Here is a 14,663-nt window from a genome sequence, read left to right on the forward strand (position 1 = left end):
TATGGTGCAAGAGCGATCAGGACAGCTCCAGCGCGGGACGCATAGCGGCTTTCAAGTCAGCTGTTGCGCCGGGTCGGCGCCGTACAGGTTCGGCCCCCTGGTGCCCGGCAGAATGCCGAGCTCGACGATGCCCCATAGCGCGGGCGGAAGGCTCGCAAAAATCAGGATCGAGCCGGTCGAGAAATCTCCGCTCTGGCCGGTTCTGGGGTCGTCAAAGAAGACGATGCTGAAGCCGCCAACGAACAGTGCGACGGGGAGCAGCCAGAAAGCCAGCAGCCACCAGCCGTTCTTGTTGCGGTCGTGCAATCGCTTGCTGCCCACGGCCACTATCGGCCACAGGCTTAAGAGCCATATGAATTGCGAGGTCAAGGCGACGATCAGGACGGCCCACCCTTCGCTTTCGAGGAGAAAGGGCGCGAAGGTCAAGACCTGCACCGCGACGATCAGGGCGAGGATCGCCAGCCAATAGGTGCGGCGGCCGATCCGGCCGTGGAAGCTGAAAAGGATCTTCTGCAGTTTCATCGCATCCTCGCCAGGGGTGTCCTCTCGGGTGCCTTGATTGGTCGGTACGGCGGCAGATTTGGTTCGCCATGGCGAACAAACTTCGTGAAGTTCGAGCTTCACCGCTACTTGCGGGAAATGGCCGCCGCCCCCTGTTTGCGGCAACATGATGATCGACGTCTCCTTCGGGTCTTGGGTCAAAGGCGAACATTGGCTGGAGCTCAAGATGTCCGAAGGGCCAATGCCGGACCCTACGCTGAACTTGTCACCTTCAGGCCACTTGAGGCCGAGGGTTGGTTCCGTCAGTATGCTTGGAACCCTTGGTAGGCCTGCCCATGTCCGACCTCGCAGCAAAAGTTACCAAGATTCAACAAGAGAGGCCCGCCGCATTCGATCTAACGACGTGGGTGGGCGCAGTCACGCTCACATTTGCGATCGCTATTGCGTATTTCATCGCTGCGCGGCTTAGCCTCGAATTGCTGACCAAGCCAGAGGGGGTGGCGGTCTTCTGGCCTGCGGCAGGCGTGTCGGCAGGCGCTCTGATCGTCCTGGGCTCGCGCGCGCGATGGCCAGTCGTCTTCGGCACAGTGGCCGCTACCATTTTGGCGAACATGCTTGGCGATCGAAATATCTGGGGTGCCGTTTTCTTCGGCTGTTGCAATGCTTTCGAGGCCGCGCTCACAGCTTGGCTGATTGATCGTTACCATGGTTCCGGTTTCACCCTGGCCAGGCCGAATAACGTGATGGTGCTCCTCGGGGCAGCAACCGTCGGGACCGCCATGTCCGGCATCGGTGGCGCCGTTGCATTCAAGTTCTTTCACAGCGCGACCACGCCGATATGGGTTACCTGGCAGCATTGGTTCGCATCTGACGCATTGGGGATCATCGTAGTTGCGCCATTGCTGATCGAGTTCGCTTCAGCCATACGGGACCGACCGCCGGCGGCCGAGCTTCTCGAGGGCGCCCTGACCGTTGCCATGCTGGCGCTTGTGAGCGCGCTCGCCATTTTTCTGCGCTCGGATCTTCTGGCAAACGTTGGACCCGTCGCCGTCCTTTTCGCGCCGCTGCTTTGGCTCGCAGCGCGATGCCGGCCGGTTTTTGCCGCCGCTGCAGCTTTCACTGTCAGTCTTTCAATCGTTTGGACAACGACCTTTGGCATAGGCTATTTCGGCAACCCCACTCTTTCGATGGACGAGCGCATAGCTGCAGCGCAGGTCAGCATTTTGCTTGTTACAATCGGCGCATCGCTCCTGGCGGCGTTGTTTGCTGAAGTCAGGGATAAAAGGAGGGTTACGGAAGCGGCGCTGCACGCCAGCGAAACCCAGCGCTACCTGATTGAGAACGAGAGACTCGCCGCGCTGGGTCGACTCGTTGCAGGCGTCGCACACGAGCTAAACAGCCCCGTTGGTATCAGCTTGACGGTCGCCTCCACGCTCGCGCAGCGCTGCGCGAAGTTCGCCAATCAGATATCATCCGGTCCAGTGCGCCGTTCGTCCTTCACGGCATTCGTCGATAGCAACCGCGACGCCGCCAACCAATTAGTTGCCAACCTGGAGCGTGCCGGCGAACTGATTCAAGCGTTCAAGCAAGTCGCCGTCGATCGCAGCCTTGCAGATCGCCGCAACTTTGATCTCAGGGTTGCAACCGAGCAAATCGTGGCCAGCGTAACACCCGGTCTACCCAAACCGCGCAATCCCCTGGATCTCAATATCCCCTCCGACGTCATCATGGACAGCTACCCGGGCGCTTATGGCCAGGTGTTGACGAACCTGATCTTCAATGCCGTTACCCACGGCTTTGCTGACCGATCCGGCGGCACCATGTCGCTTGAGGCAACTCGCGTCGGCAACGACTTTGTGGAAGTCATTTTTTCCGACGACGGAGCTGGCATTTCCGAGGACTCCCAGCGGCACGTGTTCGATCCTTTCTTCACCACGCGCCGGGCTAAAGGCAGTACAGGGCTTGGCCTCTACATCGTCCACAACCTCGTTACCGAGCAACTGGGCGGCCGTATCAAGCTAGTCTCGGTCCTGGGAAAGGGTACCTCGATCATTATGACGCTTCCAATAGTCGCCGACGGAGCCGATGCGCCGATCAGCGCAGCGGGTGAGATGAATCATGATCAATCAATCGCTTTGCCATCGGACGCGAAGGGAGAATGCGCGTGAAGGAACTCGCTGGGAAGACCGCGTTCGTGACCGGTGCAGCGTCAGGCATTGGACTGGGGATCGCGACCGCCTTCGCCCAGGCGGGGGCGAAAGTCATGCTTTGCGACATTGAAGAAGCGGCTCTGTCCGCAGCGCTCAAGCAACTGAGGCTCACCAACGTCGACGTCGACGGCGTGAAAGCGGACGTTTCACTCAAAGCCGAACTCGTGGCGGCCGCCGAAGCCACGACTGCCCGCTACGGCAAGGTGCATATCCTCGTCAACAACGCGGGCGTCGGCGGCGGTGGGCCTTATGGTGCCTGGACCGAGGCTTCGTGGAATTGGACCATGGGCGTCAACCTGATGGCGACCATTTGGGGGATCGAGATTTTCGGGCCGTTGATCGAGCAGCATGGTGAGGGTGGACACATCGTCTCCACAGCCTCGGTCGCTGGCCTTATTTCGGGGCAGAGCAATGCATACAACGTTTCCAAGTACGGCGTTGTCGCGCTGTCCGAGGGCCTGCGGCGTGAACTCGCGCCCCGCGGGATTGGCGTATCCGTGCTGTGTCCAGGGTACATCCGCACTCAAATCATGAATTCAAGACGCAATCTACCCAAGCGCTTCGAGGGGGCGGTCCGCGCCTTGCCGACTTCGGGCCCAGTTGCCGAGCGCATCAATATGGTCCGGGAACGCGTCTCTCAGGGCATAGATCCCATCTATGCCGGTGAACTCGTCCGCGAAGGCGTCGAAAAGGACTGGCCATATATCTTCACCGACCTCGAATTTGAGCCGATGATCGAAGCGCGCTTCGCCGCAATCAAGGAAGGCTTCGACCACATCCGCGGGCGCAACCCGAAACGTTGAGCGCGCCCCCTCCACCAGCCTGATTGTGCTCTTATGGGGCCGTGCCGCCGAGGCGATTTTGTCGGTAGCTACACCATGTCCGGTTTGGGTCACGTGTGGACGGCGCCCTGGCAAGAACTTTCTGACGCTTCTGCAGCATTGGTCGGGTGCGGTCACGTGTCCGGCCTGTTGATGCGGCGGTTATGGGCCTCGTCCTCGGTGCCGTGAGTGGGATAGCAATAGTGTTTGCAGCCAATACAATGCGAAACGTTTTACTGACCGTAATTTTCGGTGAACAGCCCCTTAATATCGTGCCGACGTCGCTCGGCGAAGTGACGATGGCATTGCCTGCGCTGGCAGTTTTCACTTGGTTGCCGTTGTTCGCGCTCGGCATCATGACCGCCCGCTTATTGACGCCCTTGTCTTGGATAGTCGGAAGAACGCAGTGGTTCCTAAAAGAGGGGAAGGAACATCCGTTAAAGGCGATTGGATACGTGGCAGCCGTTGCTGCTTTCATTTGTACGGGTACTGCGCGAACAGTCTTCGGCGCCTAAGGCAGGTGAGCGCGTGATGCCGCCTATGCGGGCGGTGAACTCGCTCCGCCTGATGCCGAGGATGGCCTCCTACTAAGCAGACGTAATCGCTGTGGTCAGCCCCTCCTGTACTCGGCCGGGAGGATTAACACATCAGCGCGCCGGGGTAGGCTGCTGCACCGAAAAATTTTGGGCGGGCCGTGTCTGTCGCCGGTTGGCCTGCTCAGGGTCAAAGTGCGACATCACGGGATGATCCAGCGACTTCCGCTTTGCTCCCAAACGCGGACATCGTCCGGCCTACTCGGCATGTCCGCCGATGGCCAAAAGCGGATCACCTACTATTCGATGACCTCGTCGGCGCGGGCGAGCAACGTCGGCGGTATGACAAGGCCAAGTGGAGCGGATCGAGCGGTTCGCGATCTCTTGCAAATCGCGTTGCGCCTTTTCAGTTCGCCGCCTGCGGCTCGGGGAATCTCCAACTGCCGTCCAGAATCTCCAACCGCGGCCGGTAGAGCCGCACGGTGTAGTTCCAGCCCTTCATGATTGGCAGGCAATTCGGAAGCTTGCCGTCGCAGCCGCCAAACTGCACCGCAACCGATCCGTCCGACCCTTTCTTCGCGGTCAGATTGTTTAGCGAATAGGAGTCGAGTTCGTTCTTCTGAAAGTAGCCGTCGCCGTTGTAGAGGCTGATCGACCAGAAGGCGTCCACCGGCACGTCCTTGACGACGAGTTTGTGCACGGTGGTGCCATCGTTCTTGGGAGGCGTGACGTTGAGGTAGGTGGCGTCCTCGTCGGGATTGCCACCCCAGCCGGTCGCCGTGCCGATCAAATGCCTGACAGGATCGACCTGGTCCTTTGCGCCGAAAGCGCGCTTGAAGTCGGGGGTCGTCGCGCCGAGCGCGATCAAAGCGTCTCGTACCTTCTTTTGACTGGCAGTGTCCCAATTGGGCAGCTCCAGACTGCCGAACCCTTGCTGATCGATTTGGATGGCATCCTGCAGGGCATGGGCTTGGTTGACATCGCCGGGGTCATTGGGGTCGACCAATGTGCGGATTCCGACAAGCATGTAGCGGGTGCCGACATTTTCCTTGTCAAACTTGTATTTGCCCGCGCCGTAACGCACGCCGCCTACGACATAATGGTCCTCGTTGAACGCCTGCAGCGACATGAAACGCTTGCCAACGTCGGGGAGCGTAATGGTCACCGGGCCGGCGTCGAGATCGAACACGCCCGATGAATAGAGCGTGTCGCGGTTCGCCCGCACGACGGGCTGCTTGTCCACGGACACGACCTCGCGGCGATGCAGGAGCTTTCCAGTTCCGCCCATATCCTTGGTTGAAGCCGCGAAGTACATGTCGCTCTCTGCCCGCGCGAAATTATCGGGGGTGACGGTGATAGCGTTGCCGCTTTGGGCGTGGGCCATGCCGGTAGCCGCCAGAATAAGCGCGATGTGAATCATCGTTTTCATTGCCTTGCTCCGCTTCCAATCGCTGAGCTCATCTTCTCGACGTCCGAGAGGATCCATTTCTTCTCGAAGAATTCTTTCTTCGGGGCGTAGAAGCGCGCCATCAGCTCGAATTTTCGTGCAGGGTCGGTAGGCACCCAGTTCGTCTCCTTGCCTGCGGGTGCTGCAGGTCCGAAGAAGATGTCGATCGAGCCATCCGAATTCTTCTGCAGGTCGGGGATCTGCGAGGAGCGGCTTGCTCGCGAGACATTCTTGATCAGAGCATGGGTTTGCCGGTCATATGCCGTGACTGACCAGTATTGTTCGACCGGTACGTTGGCGGGGACATTGAGACGGTAGGTCTTGCCGCCGTCGAAGGCGTCGCCGTCCTTATCGCGGATCGAGATAGAATAAAACTGTCCCGCGCCCAGCCGTTTGATGCCGATATAAGCGTAGCTGTAGGCCATGCCTCGCAGATCGACCGGATAATGGTTCGGATCGGTGAAACCTTCCTGCGCTGCCTTGATAAGTTCAGGCGGCGCGGGGAAGGTCCAGCGGCTCGTCGCCGAGAAGAACGGCGGCAGGCCGGCATTATATCGGGCTTCCAGCAGCGCGCCTGCTTCGAGCGCCGCGGACGACAGGAGGGCTTTTGTCGCCTCGTCCGGATTGAACGTTTTGCCCTTCTCGATCCCGAACGATTTGAGCTGATCGATCATGGTCCGGTCGCGGGCGATCCACGGCTCTTCCTGCACGATGCGGTCGAGATTCGAAAAAAAGCTGCCGTCGTAGCGGATCGTCGAATCGAAATCGACGTCCTTGACGTCGGAGAAGATCGTCGGAGGTGGATTAGCCGCCTGCAGGAGCGAATAGACCTTCATGCGCTTGCCGTAGGCGACGGCGGCTTGCACATCAGCATCGCCGTGGCTCTTGAGATTGGAACGGAGCAGCATGTAGTTGCCGAAGGTGTCGGACTGCAGCGAGATATAGCCGTCGGGCTTCGCGCCTGTGTAGCCGGGTGGGAGCACCAGATACTTTCCGCCGGCGCCCTTGTCGGCGCCGAGCAGGCCCGCGTCTTCGAGCGGCGCCTGCCAAACGGTGACGATGTTGCCATTGAATGATCCATTGGCATCGCCGGGCGGCAGTTCGAGCACAATTGGGCCATCCTTGGTGTTGAAGAAGGTCATGAAGTAGAGCGCATCGGCATTGGGCGTGAGCGTCTGGTTGCGCCAATCCAGCGGCCGCCCCCAATAGATTACTTGTCCGACCTTGCCCGGCGTCTTCGTCAGCATTTGCTGCCGCATCAGGTCGTAATTGACGGCCGGCATACCCCAGACGACAGCCTCGACCGCGCGCCGCTCGATCATGCGGCGGTTGAGTTCTTCGGAAGATGACTGTGCGTATGCAGACACGGCACTGCAGGCAAAAGCGATTAAAATGAAAAGCTTTTTCACGGCGAACCTCCCTGCATGGCTGGTCGATTGCAAAGATTGTAATTAGAAGTTGCGCTCGGTCAATGTCCGCTTTGGGTCATTTCCGGACCTCGCTGCGCCCAAGCGCAAAGTCCGCTTTGCCCTTAATCAACTGACATCGTCAGCGTGGCGCGGCGCGTCCGACAAGGGCAGCCGACTCATGCACCGCGGCAAGTCGCGCCCTATAGATCAGCCTGTCGATGCGGACGAGCACGGCTCATTCGGTCAATCCCGCTTTCCGAAAGCCCTCGATCATCAGCTTCGCAGTTTTTGATACCTGGCTCCGAGCGATCCACGCCGATATTGTGAAAGCGGGATCGATCTCGAGCATACGAGCCGCCGCCTCACGGGCCTCAGCGTCGCGTCCGAGATGGGCGAAAGCGGACGCGAGGCAGCGGTATGGTCCTGGATGGCAGAGGTTGTGACGCAAGGCTTTCTTCGCTGCAATGATGGCCTCGTCAAAGCGACGAAGCTCAATAAGCGCAAATCCCATCCCGGTAAACGTTGAGTATAGTTGCGGGTCTACCGGACTCATGCGCATGGCACGGTCAAAGCTCCGGATCGCTTCCTCCGGCTGCCCCGCAATCTTGTAGACCCAGCCTCTGCGGTTCCATGTGTGATATGAATTTGGGTTGAGCGCGACCGCCCGATCGGCCATCTCAATCTCAGCCTCACAATCGCCGACCAACAAAGCCGAGATTGATGCAGCAGTTGCTAACGTGTCTGGATCACCATCGTCGAGGCTCAATGCCAGGCGCATAAGCCGAACGGCTTCCTTGCGTTCGAATTGAGGATCGATGGCATAGTTCCTTAGCACGTTTTCCGAGTGACATTCACCTGCCAGAGCAGCGGCACTAGCAAACCCAGGGCAAAGCTCCAAGGCGCGCTGGACCAGTCGGAGTGCCTCGGCCAACCCTTCGCGGGTCGTAAGAATCGCCTGCTGCAAAGCTCTGAGAAAATAATCATACGCGGTGAGGTCTTCCGGTCGCCGCCGCGTCGCCATTGCAATTTCTGCTTGAAACAACTTTGGCTGAATAGCTGAGACAACGGCGAGCGTGACGTCGTCCTGCAGTGCGAAAATGTCTGTCATGTCACGCTCGAACCTGTCCGCCCAAATGTGTGCGCCCGTAGCCGCTTCAATCAACTGGCCCGTGATGCGAACTTTCCCCGAAGCCTTGCGCACCGCCCCCTCGAGGACATAGCGCACGCCAAGCCTGCGCCCGACTTCCTTGATATCGACGGCTTTGCCCTTGAACGTGAAACTCGAATTGCGAGCGATCACGAACAACGATTTGAACCGCGAAAGCGCGGTCGTGATCTCGTCAACCATCCCGTCCGCGAAGTACTCCTGCTCGGGATCGCCAGACATGTTCGCGAACGGCAGCACGGCGATGGAGGGCCTGTCGGGTACTGCAGGAGCGCTCTCGGGCGCATCGTCCGGGCCCGCAACCTCTTGCCCCTCCCGCACCTGTCCGACGAAACGAAATCCCTTTCGCGGCAACGTTTTGATCAGGCGTTGCTCCTCGCCGGAATCGCCGATGGCGCTACGGGCGGCGTTCAGGCGGGTCGTCAGGGCCGCATCGGACACGACGCGTCCATTCCAGATGGCGCCGATGAGATCGTCCTTGGTGACGACACGCTCCCGGTGACGGATCAGATAATCAAGAAGATCAAACACCTGCGGGGCGACAGTAGTCACATCCGATCCGCGACGGAGTTCGCGACGGGCGGTGTCGAACGAGTACTTCTCGAAGAGATAGCGCAAACTGCGGACCCCCTGATGCTGCCTCCGACGGGCCGCCAACGCGGGCAGAAACGTGGAGGATAGGCCGCAGGTGATGAAAATGTAAGCCGAATATCAAGCGCGCCGGCCATGCTGCGGCACGGCGCGCGCATTGCCGTGCGAAGTTCGCACCTCAATCGCGAGTAGTTGGAAGCACCTTTATGACGCGAGGTCTTTCAGGGCCGGGACAGCGGCCTAGTTGGAGGTTCTAGCCAGAAGCGTCTGAGCCGCCCCACTGCACCAACTCGAGGGTGATGCCCTCGGGACCCTCGAAGAGCCGCAGCTTTCGGCTGATGTAATCCATCTCGTCGCTCAGCATGGTTACGCCGTTGGCCACGAGGTGCGCGGTGGCCGCCTCAATGTCGTCGACGCGAAACGCGAGGTGATTGAAGCCCCGTTGTCGCAGATTCGTCGGGTGCGCACCCGGATCGGTCCCCGGGGTCGGGTCGAACTCGAGCAGCTGGATCTCGAAATGAGGATCCGCTCCTTCGAGTGCGAGGGTGATGTGCTGTGCTTTCATCCCCGGCATGCCCATGTACCGGGCCGGAAGGCCACCGTCGATCGTCGCGACGTGACCCTTTCTAAAGCCAAGGAGCGCGAAGAACTCGATCGCCGGGCCAGCGTCTGCCACCGCGATCGTAACATGATCCGGATTGAGTATCATCTTGTTACTCCCTGTCATCAACGCCGTGCACTCGGCCGCGCCGGCTTACCTCCGCCGGGTGAGCTGCCGGCAACTGGCCCTCCCGTGCTTGCAAGGCTACCAGCTCGCTCGAAGCGCCGTTGCCTCACCCGGATTTTCTAGTCGAAGTCGAGCGTATAGCGGAAACCAGTTGAGGTAACGAAAGTGTTTATGGGCTTGACGGTACTTCCGGACAGCATTGTGCTCTTATCATTGGCCGGAGAAGGGAAACCATCTGAGGTCGTCGCGTCGCCGGTCCTGTAGATGAGAGTGGTCAGAGAGCAATGAGCAACATAAAAAGCGGAATAAAAGGCCTCCTGGTTGCAGTCAGCGTCAGCGCGGGTCCGTTTCTCAACGCCCAAGCAGCAGCAGCGCAACAGGGTTCGCCGCCACTTTCATCCGAGCAAATTGCCCAGATCGTGAGGAGCTCCGATCGCACTGCGGCAGATCGCGCCAATGATGGACGACGCAAGCCTGAGCAGATGCTGGGCTTCATCGGCATTCGTCCCGGTATCGTCGCGGTCGATCTCAGCGCGAGCGGTGGCTACACCACGGAATTATTAGCCCGTGCGATCGGCCCCTCGGGCAAGGTTTATGGTCAGAGCCGGCCGCGCGATCCCAACCGGGCACCCACGCCTCCGGTAGCGCTCGAAGGCAACAGCAACCCAGCCAGCACGCCGAGTGCGGCGCCAGCAGCAGCGCCGGCAAGCGCGCCACGACCATCCCCGGTTGCCCTCGCCGAACGCGAAAACAATCTCCGAAGCAATGGCGTTCAGGCCGCGCCGATCGTCGCGCTCTCCCGACCGTTCGAAGATCCCGTTCCGTCCGAGCTCGCGGCGGGAGGCGTCGATCTCGCGACCTTGATGTTCAACTATCACGACCTCGGACACCTCGGCGTGGATCGCGCGGCGATGAACAAGGCTGTCTTCGGCGCGCTCAAGTCGGCAGGCCTCTACGTTATAGCTGATCATTCGGGTCGGCCTGGAACTGGCATCTCCGAATCCGGTACCTTGCATCGCATCGAAGAAGCGTTTCTTCGGCAGGAAGTCGAGGCGGCGGGATTCAAGCTGAGGGACGAAGGCAATTTCCTGCGCAACCCGAACGATCCCAGAGATAAGAATACGCCGGACCCGCCGCAACCGAAGGACGAATTCGTGCTCAAGTTCGTCAAGCCGTGAGCGGTGCATGTCGCGTTCAAAGTTCAGGCAATGGACCGGTGGCAACGCAATAGCAGACGTCTGCCACTCCTAGCCGTTCCGCTCAGACCGCGTCAGTCCAGCTTTCCGAGAACGCCAACGCCGATGTCGAGAAGGGCCGCCCCTCGCGCTCGCGCGGCCAGGACTGCCCCTTGGCCTCCATGCCATTGCGGACGAGGCGCGTGCCGAGCGCTGGTATCAATACAGTGCATACGCCGTAGCGCCGGTTGGGGATCTGGTTCGGCTGCGAGTGGATGAGCAGCGGCTCGCCGATATCGAACCAGGTGAGCGAGATGTCTTCGCTGTGCGACTTGATGTACTCAGTCCAGAAGTAGCGCGGATCTCCAGCCTTGGAAAACGTCGCCTCCGCACAGGGGATCGTTGTGTCGGAAAGTTCGGCATTGAGCATGCCTTGTACGGTCGTCTGCAGCCACCGCGCCATCGCGATGTTGTCGGAATAGATGCGCCAGCGGCCTTCTGTCAGCTCGCTCTTCAGGTAGAGGACGTGGCCGGGCCCAGCTGGCGAAAAGATAATCCGCCAATAGCTCGCATCTGTTGAGTTCGGATCGCCATCCTTCAAGCTCAAGCGGATAAATGGGTTCTCGCCCGTAAGGATCGTTTTGTTGGGATCGGCAATGCTCATTTAACTGGTCTCCGTTCAACTTCTCGCGGGGACTGTACCAGCTTAAACCAGCGCACTGGAAGGGCATGTGTGTGCGGATGTCCGCTTTGGGTCCAGCCAGGGTCAAAAGCAGACGTCGGTTGGCGCGGCCGGCATGTCCGCGCTAAGGGCCAGTCGGCGACATCGTTGACACACGATGGTCAATCGGCACAATCGAACAGTCCTTTACAGGAACAAGGTGCGGCAATGGATGCCACTTCAGTGTCTGGCAAATGTTTGTGCGGCTCGATTGTCTTCCAATACACCGGGCAACCGAACTGGACGTTGCATTGCCATTGCGAGAGCTGTCGACGAGCAACCTCTTCCCCAATAACGACATGGATTTCAGTGCCACGCAGCGCGTTCGCGTTCACGAAGGGCGCGCCCCGCTATTTCCATTCTTCGCCAGGCGTTCGGCGTGGTTTCTGTGAGAATTGTGGGTCACCCCTCACATATGAGAATGAACGGATAGAGGGAGAAATTCACATATATGCGGTGTCGCTGCTCGATCCGAATTATGCGTCGCCGCGCTGCCACGTCTTCGTTAATGAACAGCTACCTTGGTTCGAGGCGCTCGATGACTTACCGAGGTTTGCAACGACCGGTCGCGACGGTGCCTCGCCTATCCGCATCGGTCCCAAGAAGAAACTGGATTGATCTTTCCCGCAAGGACGGCGGACAATTTCTAATTCACCGCCACCAGCTTCCGCTGCTCAGGATCGCTCGTGCCGGTCTGCGCGATCAGCCGCTTCAGCTCCGGAATGCAGGAGCCGCAATTGGTGCCCGCTTTCAGCCTGGCACCGATATCCGCCGCCGAGCGCGCGCCGCCCGCGATAGTATCGCAGATGGTGTTGCGGCCGACACCGAAGCAGGCGCAGACGATTGGGCCGGTATTGGCGAGGCCATCGACCGATTTGCCCGACAGCAGCATGCGGCGCTGGTCGGTGCTTAGTGTATCGGCGGCGAACAGGTCCTTGACTACATTCCAGTCGCCGGCGTCGCGCGCGGGCCCGATGAACAGGCAGGCCTCGATGCGGTCGCCGTCAAACGACGCCGCACGATACACGCCGCCGCCAAAATCCTTGTATTCGGCAAGATCGTCCGAGGTCACGGATTTCAGCCAGGACTGCCATCCCGCAACGTCGGCGTTGTCGGCGAACAGATAGCCGTAACCGCCGCTGACGGCGACGCGCGCGACCCACGCATGATCCGGCAGCGCGAGCGGTGTTCGCGACAGCGCAAAGCCGCGGAATACATATTCATAGGGCGCGATCGATGCCGGCGTCGCCTTGTTCTCGGGCTGGCCGGAGAACGGATCGGTGATGGGCGCCACCAGCGAACCGACGCGCGCGCCGGTGGCATTGGCCTCGCTCCAGTGGATCGGCGCGAACAGCATGCCGCGCTGCTGCCGTTCGCTGACGACGACCCGAAGCGTACATTGCCCGTAATCGGTGGTGACCCGCGCGAAGTCGCCATGGGCCACGCCATAACGCGCGGCATCGTCCGGATGGACCTCGACGAACGGCTCCGGCAGATGCTGGCCGAGCCGCGGGCTTTCACCCGTGCGGGTCATGGTGTGCCACTGGTCGCGGATGCGGCCGGTGTTCAGCCGCAGCGACCGCGCCGCCGTGGTCTCGGTCCGCAACGCAGGAATTTCCGGTGCGACAAAGCGGGCCTTGAAATCGTTGGCGAAGAAACCGCCTTCGGCGAAGAAGCGCGCCTGCGGCTCGCTTCCCTGCCGGACCGGCCACTGCACCGGCGCCATTGCGTCGAAATCGCTGTCCGACAGCGAGGCCAGCGCGCCGATGTCGAAGTCGCGCGCGCCCTCGTTCTCGAATGCCGAGAGAGAAGCATGCTCGCGAAAAATATCCGCCGCCGAGGTAAAGCCGAAGGCCGCGCCGAAGCCGAGGCGCCGGGCGACCTCGCCCATGATCCACCAATCGGGCTTGGCCTCGCCGGGTGGGGAAAGGAATGCGCGCTGCCGCGAGATGCGCCGTTCCGAATTGGTCACGGTGCCGGATTTCTCGCCCCACGCCTCCGCCGGCAGCAGCACATGCGCGCCGACGTCGACCGTGTCGTTGGAGATGACGTTCTCGGAAACCACGAACAGTTCGAGCTTCTTCAGGGCGTCGCGAACGCCGTCGGCGTTCGGCAGCGACACCGCCGGGTTGGTCCCCATCACCCACAGCGCCTTGATCTCGCCACGCGCGATGGCCTCGAACATCTGGACCGCCTTCAGGCCTTCATGGGTCGCGATGCGCGGCGCCTTCCAGAACCGGCGCACGCGATCGATGTCGGGCGGTGTAAAGCCCATATGGGCGGCGAGCTGGTTGGCGAGCCCGCCAACCTCGCGGCCACCCATCGCATTGGGCTGCCCGGTCAACGAGAACGGCGACGCGCCCGGCAGGCCGATCCGCCCGGTCGCGAGGTGGCAATTGAGGATGGCGTTGACCTTGTCGGTGCCTTGCGCCGACTGGTTGACGCCCTGCGAATACAGCGTCACCACGCGCGGCGTATTGGCAAATATCTGGAAGAACGCCGCGACGTCCTGCTCGGCGAGGCCGGTCGCCAGCGCAGTGGCCCCGACGCTGCCCGCTATGCTGCGCGCACGGGCGATAGCGTCGTCGAAGCCGGTGGTGTGGAGTTCGATGTAGTCGCGGTCGAGCACGCCGTTATCGGCAAGATGCACCAGCAACCCGCTGAACAGCGCCGTATCGGTGCCCGGCTTCAACCCGAGGAACAAATCGTCGTCGCCGACGGTATCGGTCCGGCGCGGATCGATCACGATCATCCGCGCGCCGCGCTTCTGCTTGTTGGCGAGCATGCGCTGGTACAGCACCGGATGGCACCAGGCCGCGTTGGAGCCGACCAGCACCAGAAGATCCGCCTCGTCGAGATCTTCATAGCACCCCGGCACCGTGTCGGCGCCGAAGGCGCGGCGGTGGCCGGCGACGGATGACGCCATGCACAGCCGCGAATTGGTGTCGACATTGGCGCTGCCGATAAAGCCCTTCATCAGCTTGTTGGCGACGTAATAGTCTTCCGTCAGCAGCTGGCCGGAGAGATAGAACGCCACCGCGCCCGGGCCGTCGCGCGCGATGATGTGCTGGAAGCGGTGCGCGACGTGGTCGAGCGCGTCGCTCCAGGCCACCCGCTCCATGGTGCCCTTGCCGCAGCGGATCATCGGATAGAGCAGCCGGTTGGTCAGGCCGAGCGTCTCGCCGAGCGCCGAGCCCTTCGAGCACAGCCGGCCGAAATTGGCGGGATGCTCGGGATCGCCCGATATCGCCGCTCCGCCCCGCCCGTCCGGCGTCGCCAGGATGCCGCAGCCGACGCCGCAATAGGCGCAGGTGGTGCTGATGGCGCGCAGGTCGGGATCGATGGCAGTCATGGCGGCAACCG

12 protein-coding genes are annotated in these 14,663 nt (G+C 61.0%); 5 read left to right on the forward strand and 7 right to left on the reverse strand.

Annotated elements, in window-relative coordinates:
• Window positions 1-51 precede the first annotated feature (51 nt).
• Complete coding sequence (locus V1283_RS23315) at window positions 52-669, reverse strand: DUF805 domain-containing protein (RefSeq protein ID WP_334388809.1); 618 nt, start codon at window positions 667-669, stop codon at window positions 52-54.
• Between the two features lie 167 nt (window positions 670-836).
• Here V1283_RS23315 and V1283_RS23320 point away from each other — a divergent pair, with 167 nt between their 5' ends.
• The 3 genes from V1283_RS23320 to V1283_RS23330 all read left to right on the forward strand — a co-directional run bounded on the left by V1283_RS23320 (window position 837) and on the right by V1283_RS23330 (window position 4,047).
• The gene (locus tag V1283_RS23320) at window positions 837-2,669 is read left to right on the forward strand and encodes an MASE1 domain-containing protein (protein ID WP_334388810.1); all 1,833 of its coding nucleotides are present in this window, start codon (window positions 837-839) and stop codon (window positions 2,667-2,669) included.
• A complete protein-coding gene (locus V1283_RS23325; RefSeq protein ID WP_334388811.1) occupies window positions 2,660-3,514 on the forward strand; it encodes an SDR family NAD(P)-dependent oxidoreductase in 855 nt (284 codons plus the stop codon). Before V1283_RS23320 ends, V1283_RS23325 begins: the two co-directional genes overlap by 10 nt.
• A 221-nt stretch (window positions 3,515-3,735) precedes the next feature.
• Window positions 3,736-4,047, forward strand: coding sequence for a hypothetical protein (locus V1283_RS23330; protein ID WP_334388812.1), 312 nt, complete (start codon window positions 3,736-3,738; stop codon window positions 4,045-4,047).
• 424 nt (window positions 4,048-4,471) lie between these two features.
• Here the strand turns inward: V1283_RS23330 and V1283_RS23335 are convergent, their stop codons facing one another.
• The 4 genes from V1283_RS23335 to V1283_RS23350 all read right to left on the reverse strand — a co-directional run bounded on the left by V1283_RS23335 (window position 4,472) and on the right by V1283_RS23350 (window position 9,386).
• A complete protein-coding gene (locus tag V1283_RS23335) occupies window positions 4,472-5,494 on the reverse strand; it encodes a DUF1254 domain-containing protein (protein ID WP_334388813.1) in 1,023 nt (340 codons plus the stop codon).
• Window positions 5,491-6,921 (reverse strand): DUF1254 domain-containing protein, encoded by a 1,431-nt coding sequence (locus V1283_RS23340; protein ID WP_334388814.1) that lies wholly within the window; start codon window positions 6,919-6,921, stop codon window positions 5,491-5,493. The genes V1283_RS23335 and V1283_RS23340 overlap by 4 nt, the downstream gene beginning before the upstream one ends.
• A gap of 235 nt (window positions 6,922-7,156) precedes the next feature.
• A complete protein-coding gene (locus tag V1283_RS23345; RefSeq protein WP_334388815.1) occupies window positions 7,157-8,704 on the reverse strand; it encodes a winged helix-turn-helix domain-containing tetratricopeptide repeat protein in 1,548 nt (515 codons plus the stop codon).
• A 226-nt stretch (window positions 8,705-8,930) separates the two neighbouring features.
• Window positions 8,931-9,386, reverse strand: coding sequence for a VOC family protein (locus V1283_RS23350; protein WP_334388817.1), 456 nt, complete (start codon window positions 9,384-9,386; stop codon window positions 8,931-8,933).
• Window positions 9,387-9,688: 302 nt separating this feature from the next.
• On the opposite strand from V1283_RS23350, the gene V1283_RS23355 reads away from it, so the two are divergent.
• The gene (locus V1283_RS23355) at window positions 9,689-10,582 is read left to right on the forward strand and encodes a class I SAM-dependent methyltransferase (protein WP_334388818.1); all 894 of its coding nucleotides are present in this window, start codon (window positions 9,689-9,691) and stop codon (window positions 10,580-10,582) included.
• A gap of 82 nt (window positions 10,583-10,664) precedes the next feature.
• Here the strand turns inward: V1283_RS23355 and V1283_RS23360 are convergent, their stop codons facing one another.
• Window positions 10,665-11,243: a hypothetical protein gene (locus V1283_RS23360; RefSeq protein WP_334388819.1), complete on the reverse strand. Its 579-nt coding sequence runs from the start codon at window positions 11,241-11,243 to the stop codon at window positions 10,665-10,667.
• Between the two features lie 225 nt (window positions 11,244-11,468).
• Between V1283_RS23360 and V1283_RS44775 the strand changes: the two genes are divergently transcribed.
• Window positions 11,469-11,918: a GFA family protein gene (locus V1283_RS44775; protein ID WP_442895878.1), complete on the forward strand. Its 450-nt coding sequence runs from the start codon at window positions 11,469-11,471 to the stop codon at window positions 11,916-11,918.
• A gap of 28 nt (window positions 11,919-11,946) precedes the next feature.
• On the opposite strand, the gene V1283_RS23365 is transcribed toward V1283_RS44775, so the two are convergent.
• Window positions 11,947-14,652 (reverse strand): nitrate reductase, encoded by a 2,706-nt coding sequence (locus tag V1283_RS23365; protein WP_334388820.1) that lies wholly within the window; start codon window positions 14,650-14,652, stop codon window positions 11,947-11,949.
• Window positions 14,653-14,663 lie beyond the last annotated feature (11 nt).

Origin of the sequence: Bradyrhizobium sp. AZCC 2262 (assembly GCF_036924535.1) — a bacterium.
Classification (GTDB): Bacteria; Pseudomonadota; Alphaproteobacteria; order Rhizobiales; family Xanthobacteraceae; genus Bradyrhizobium.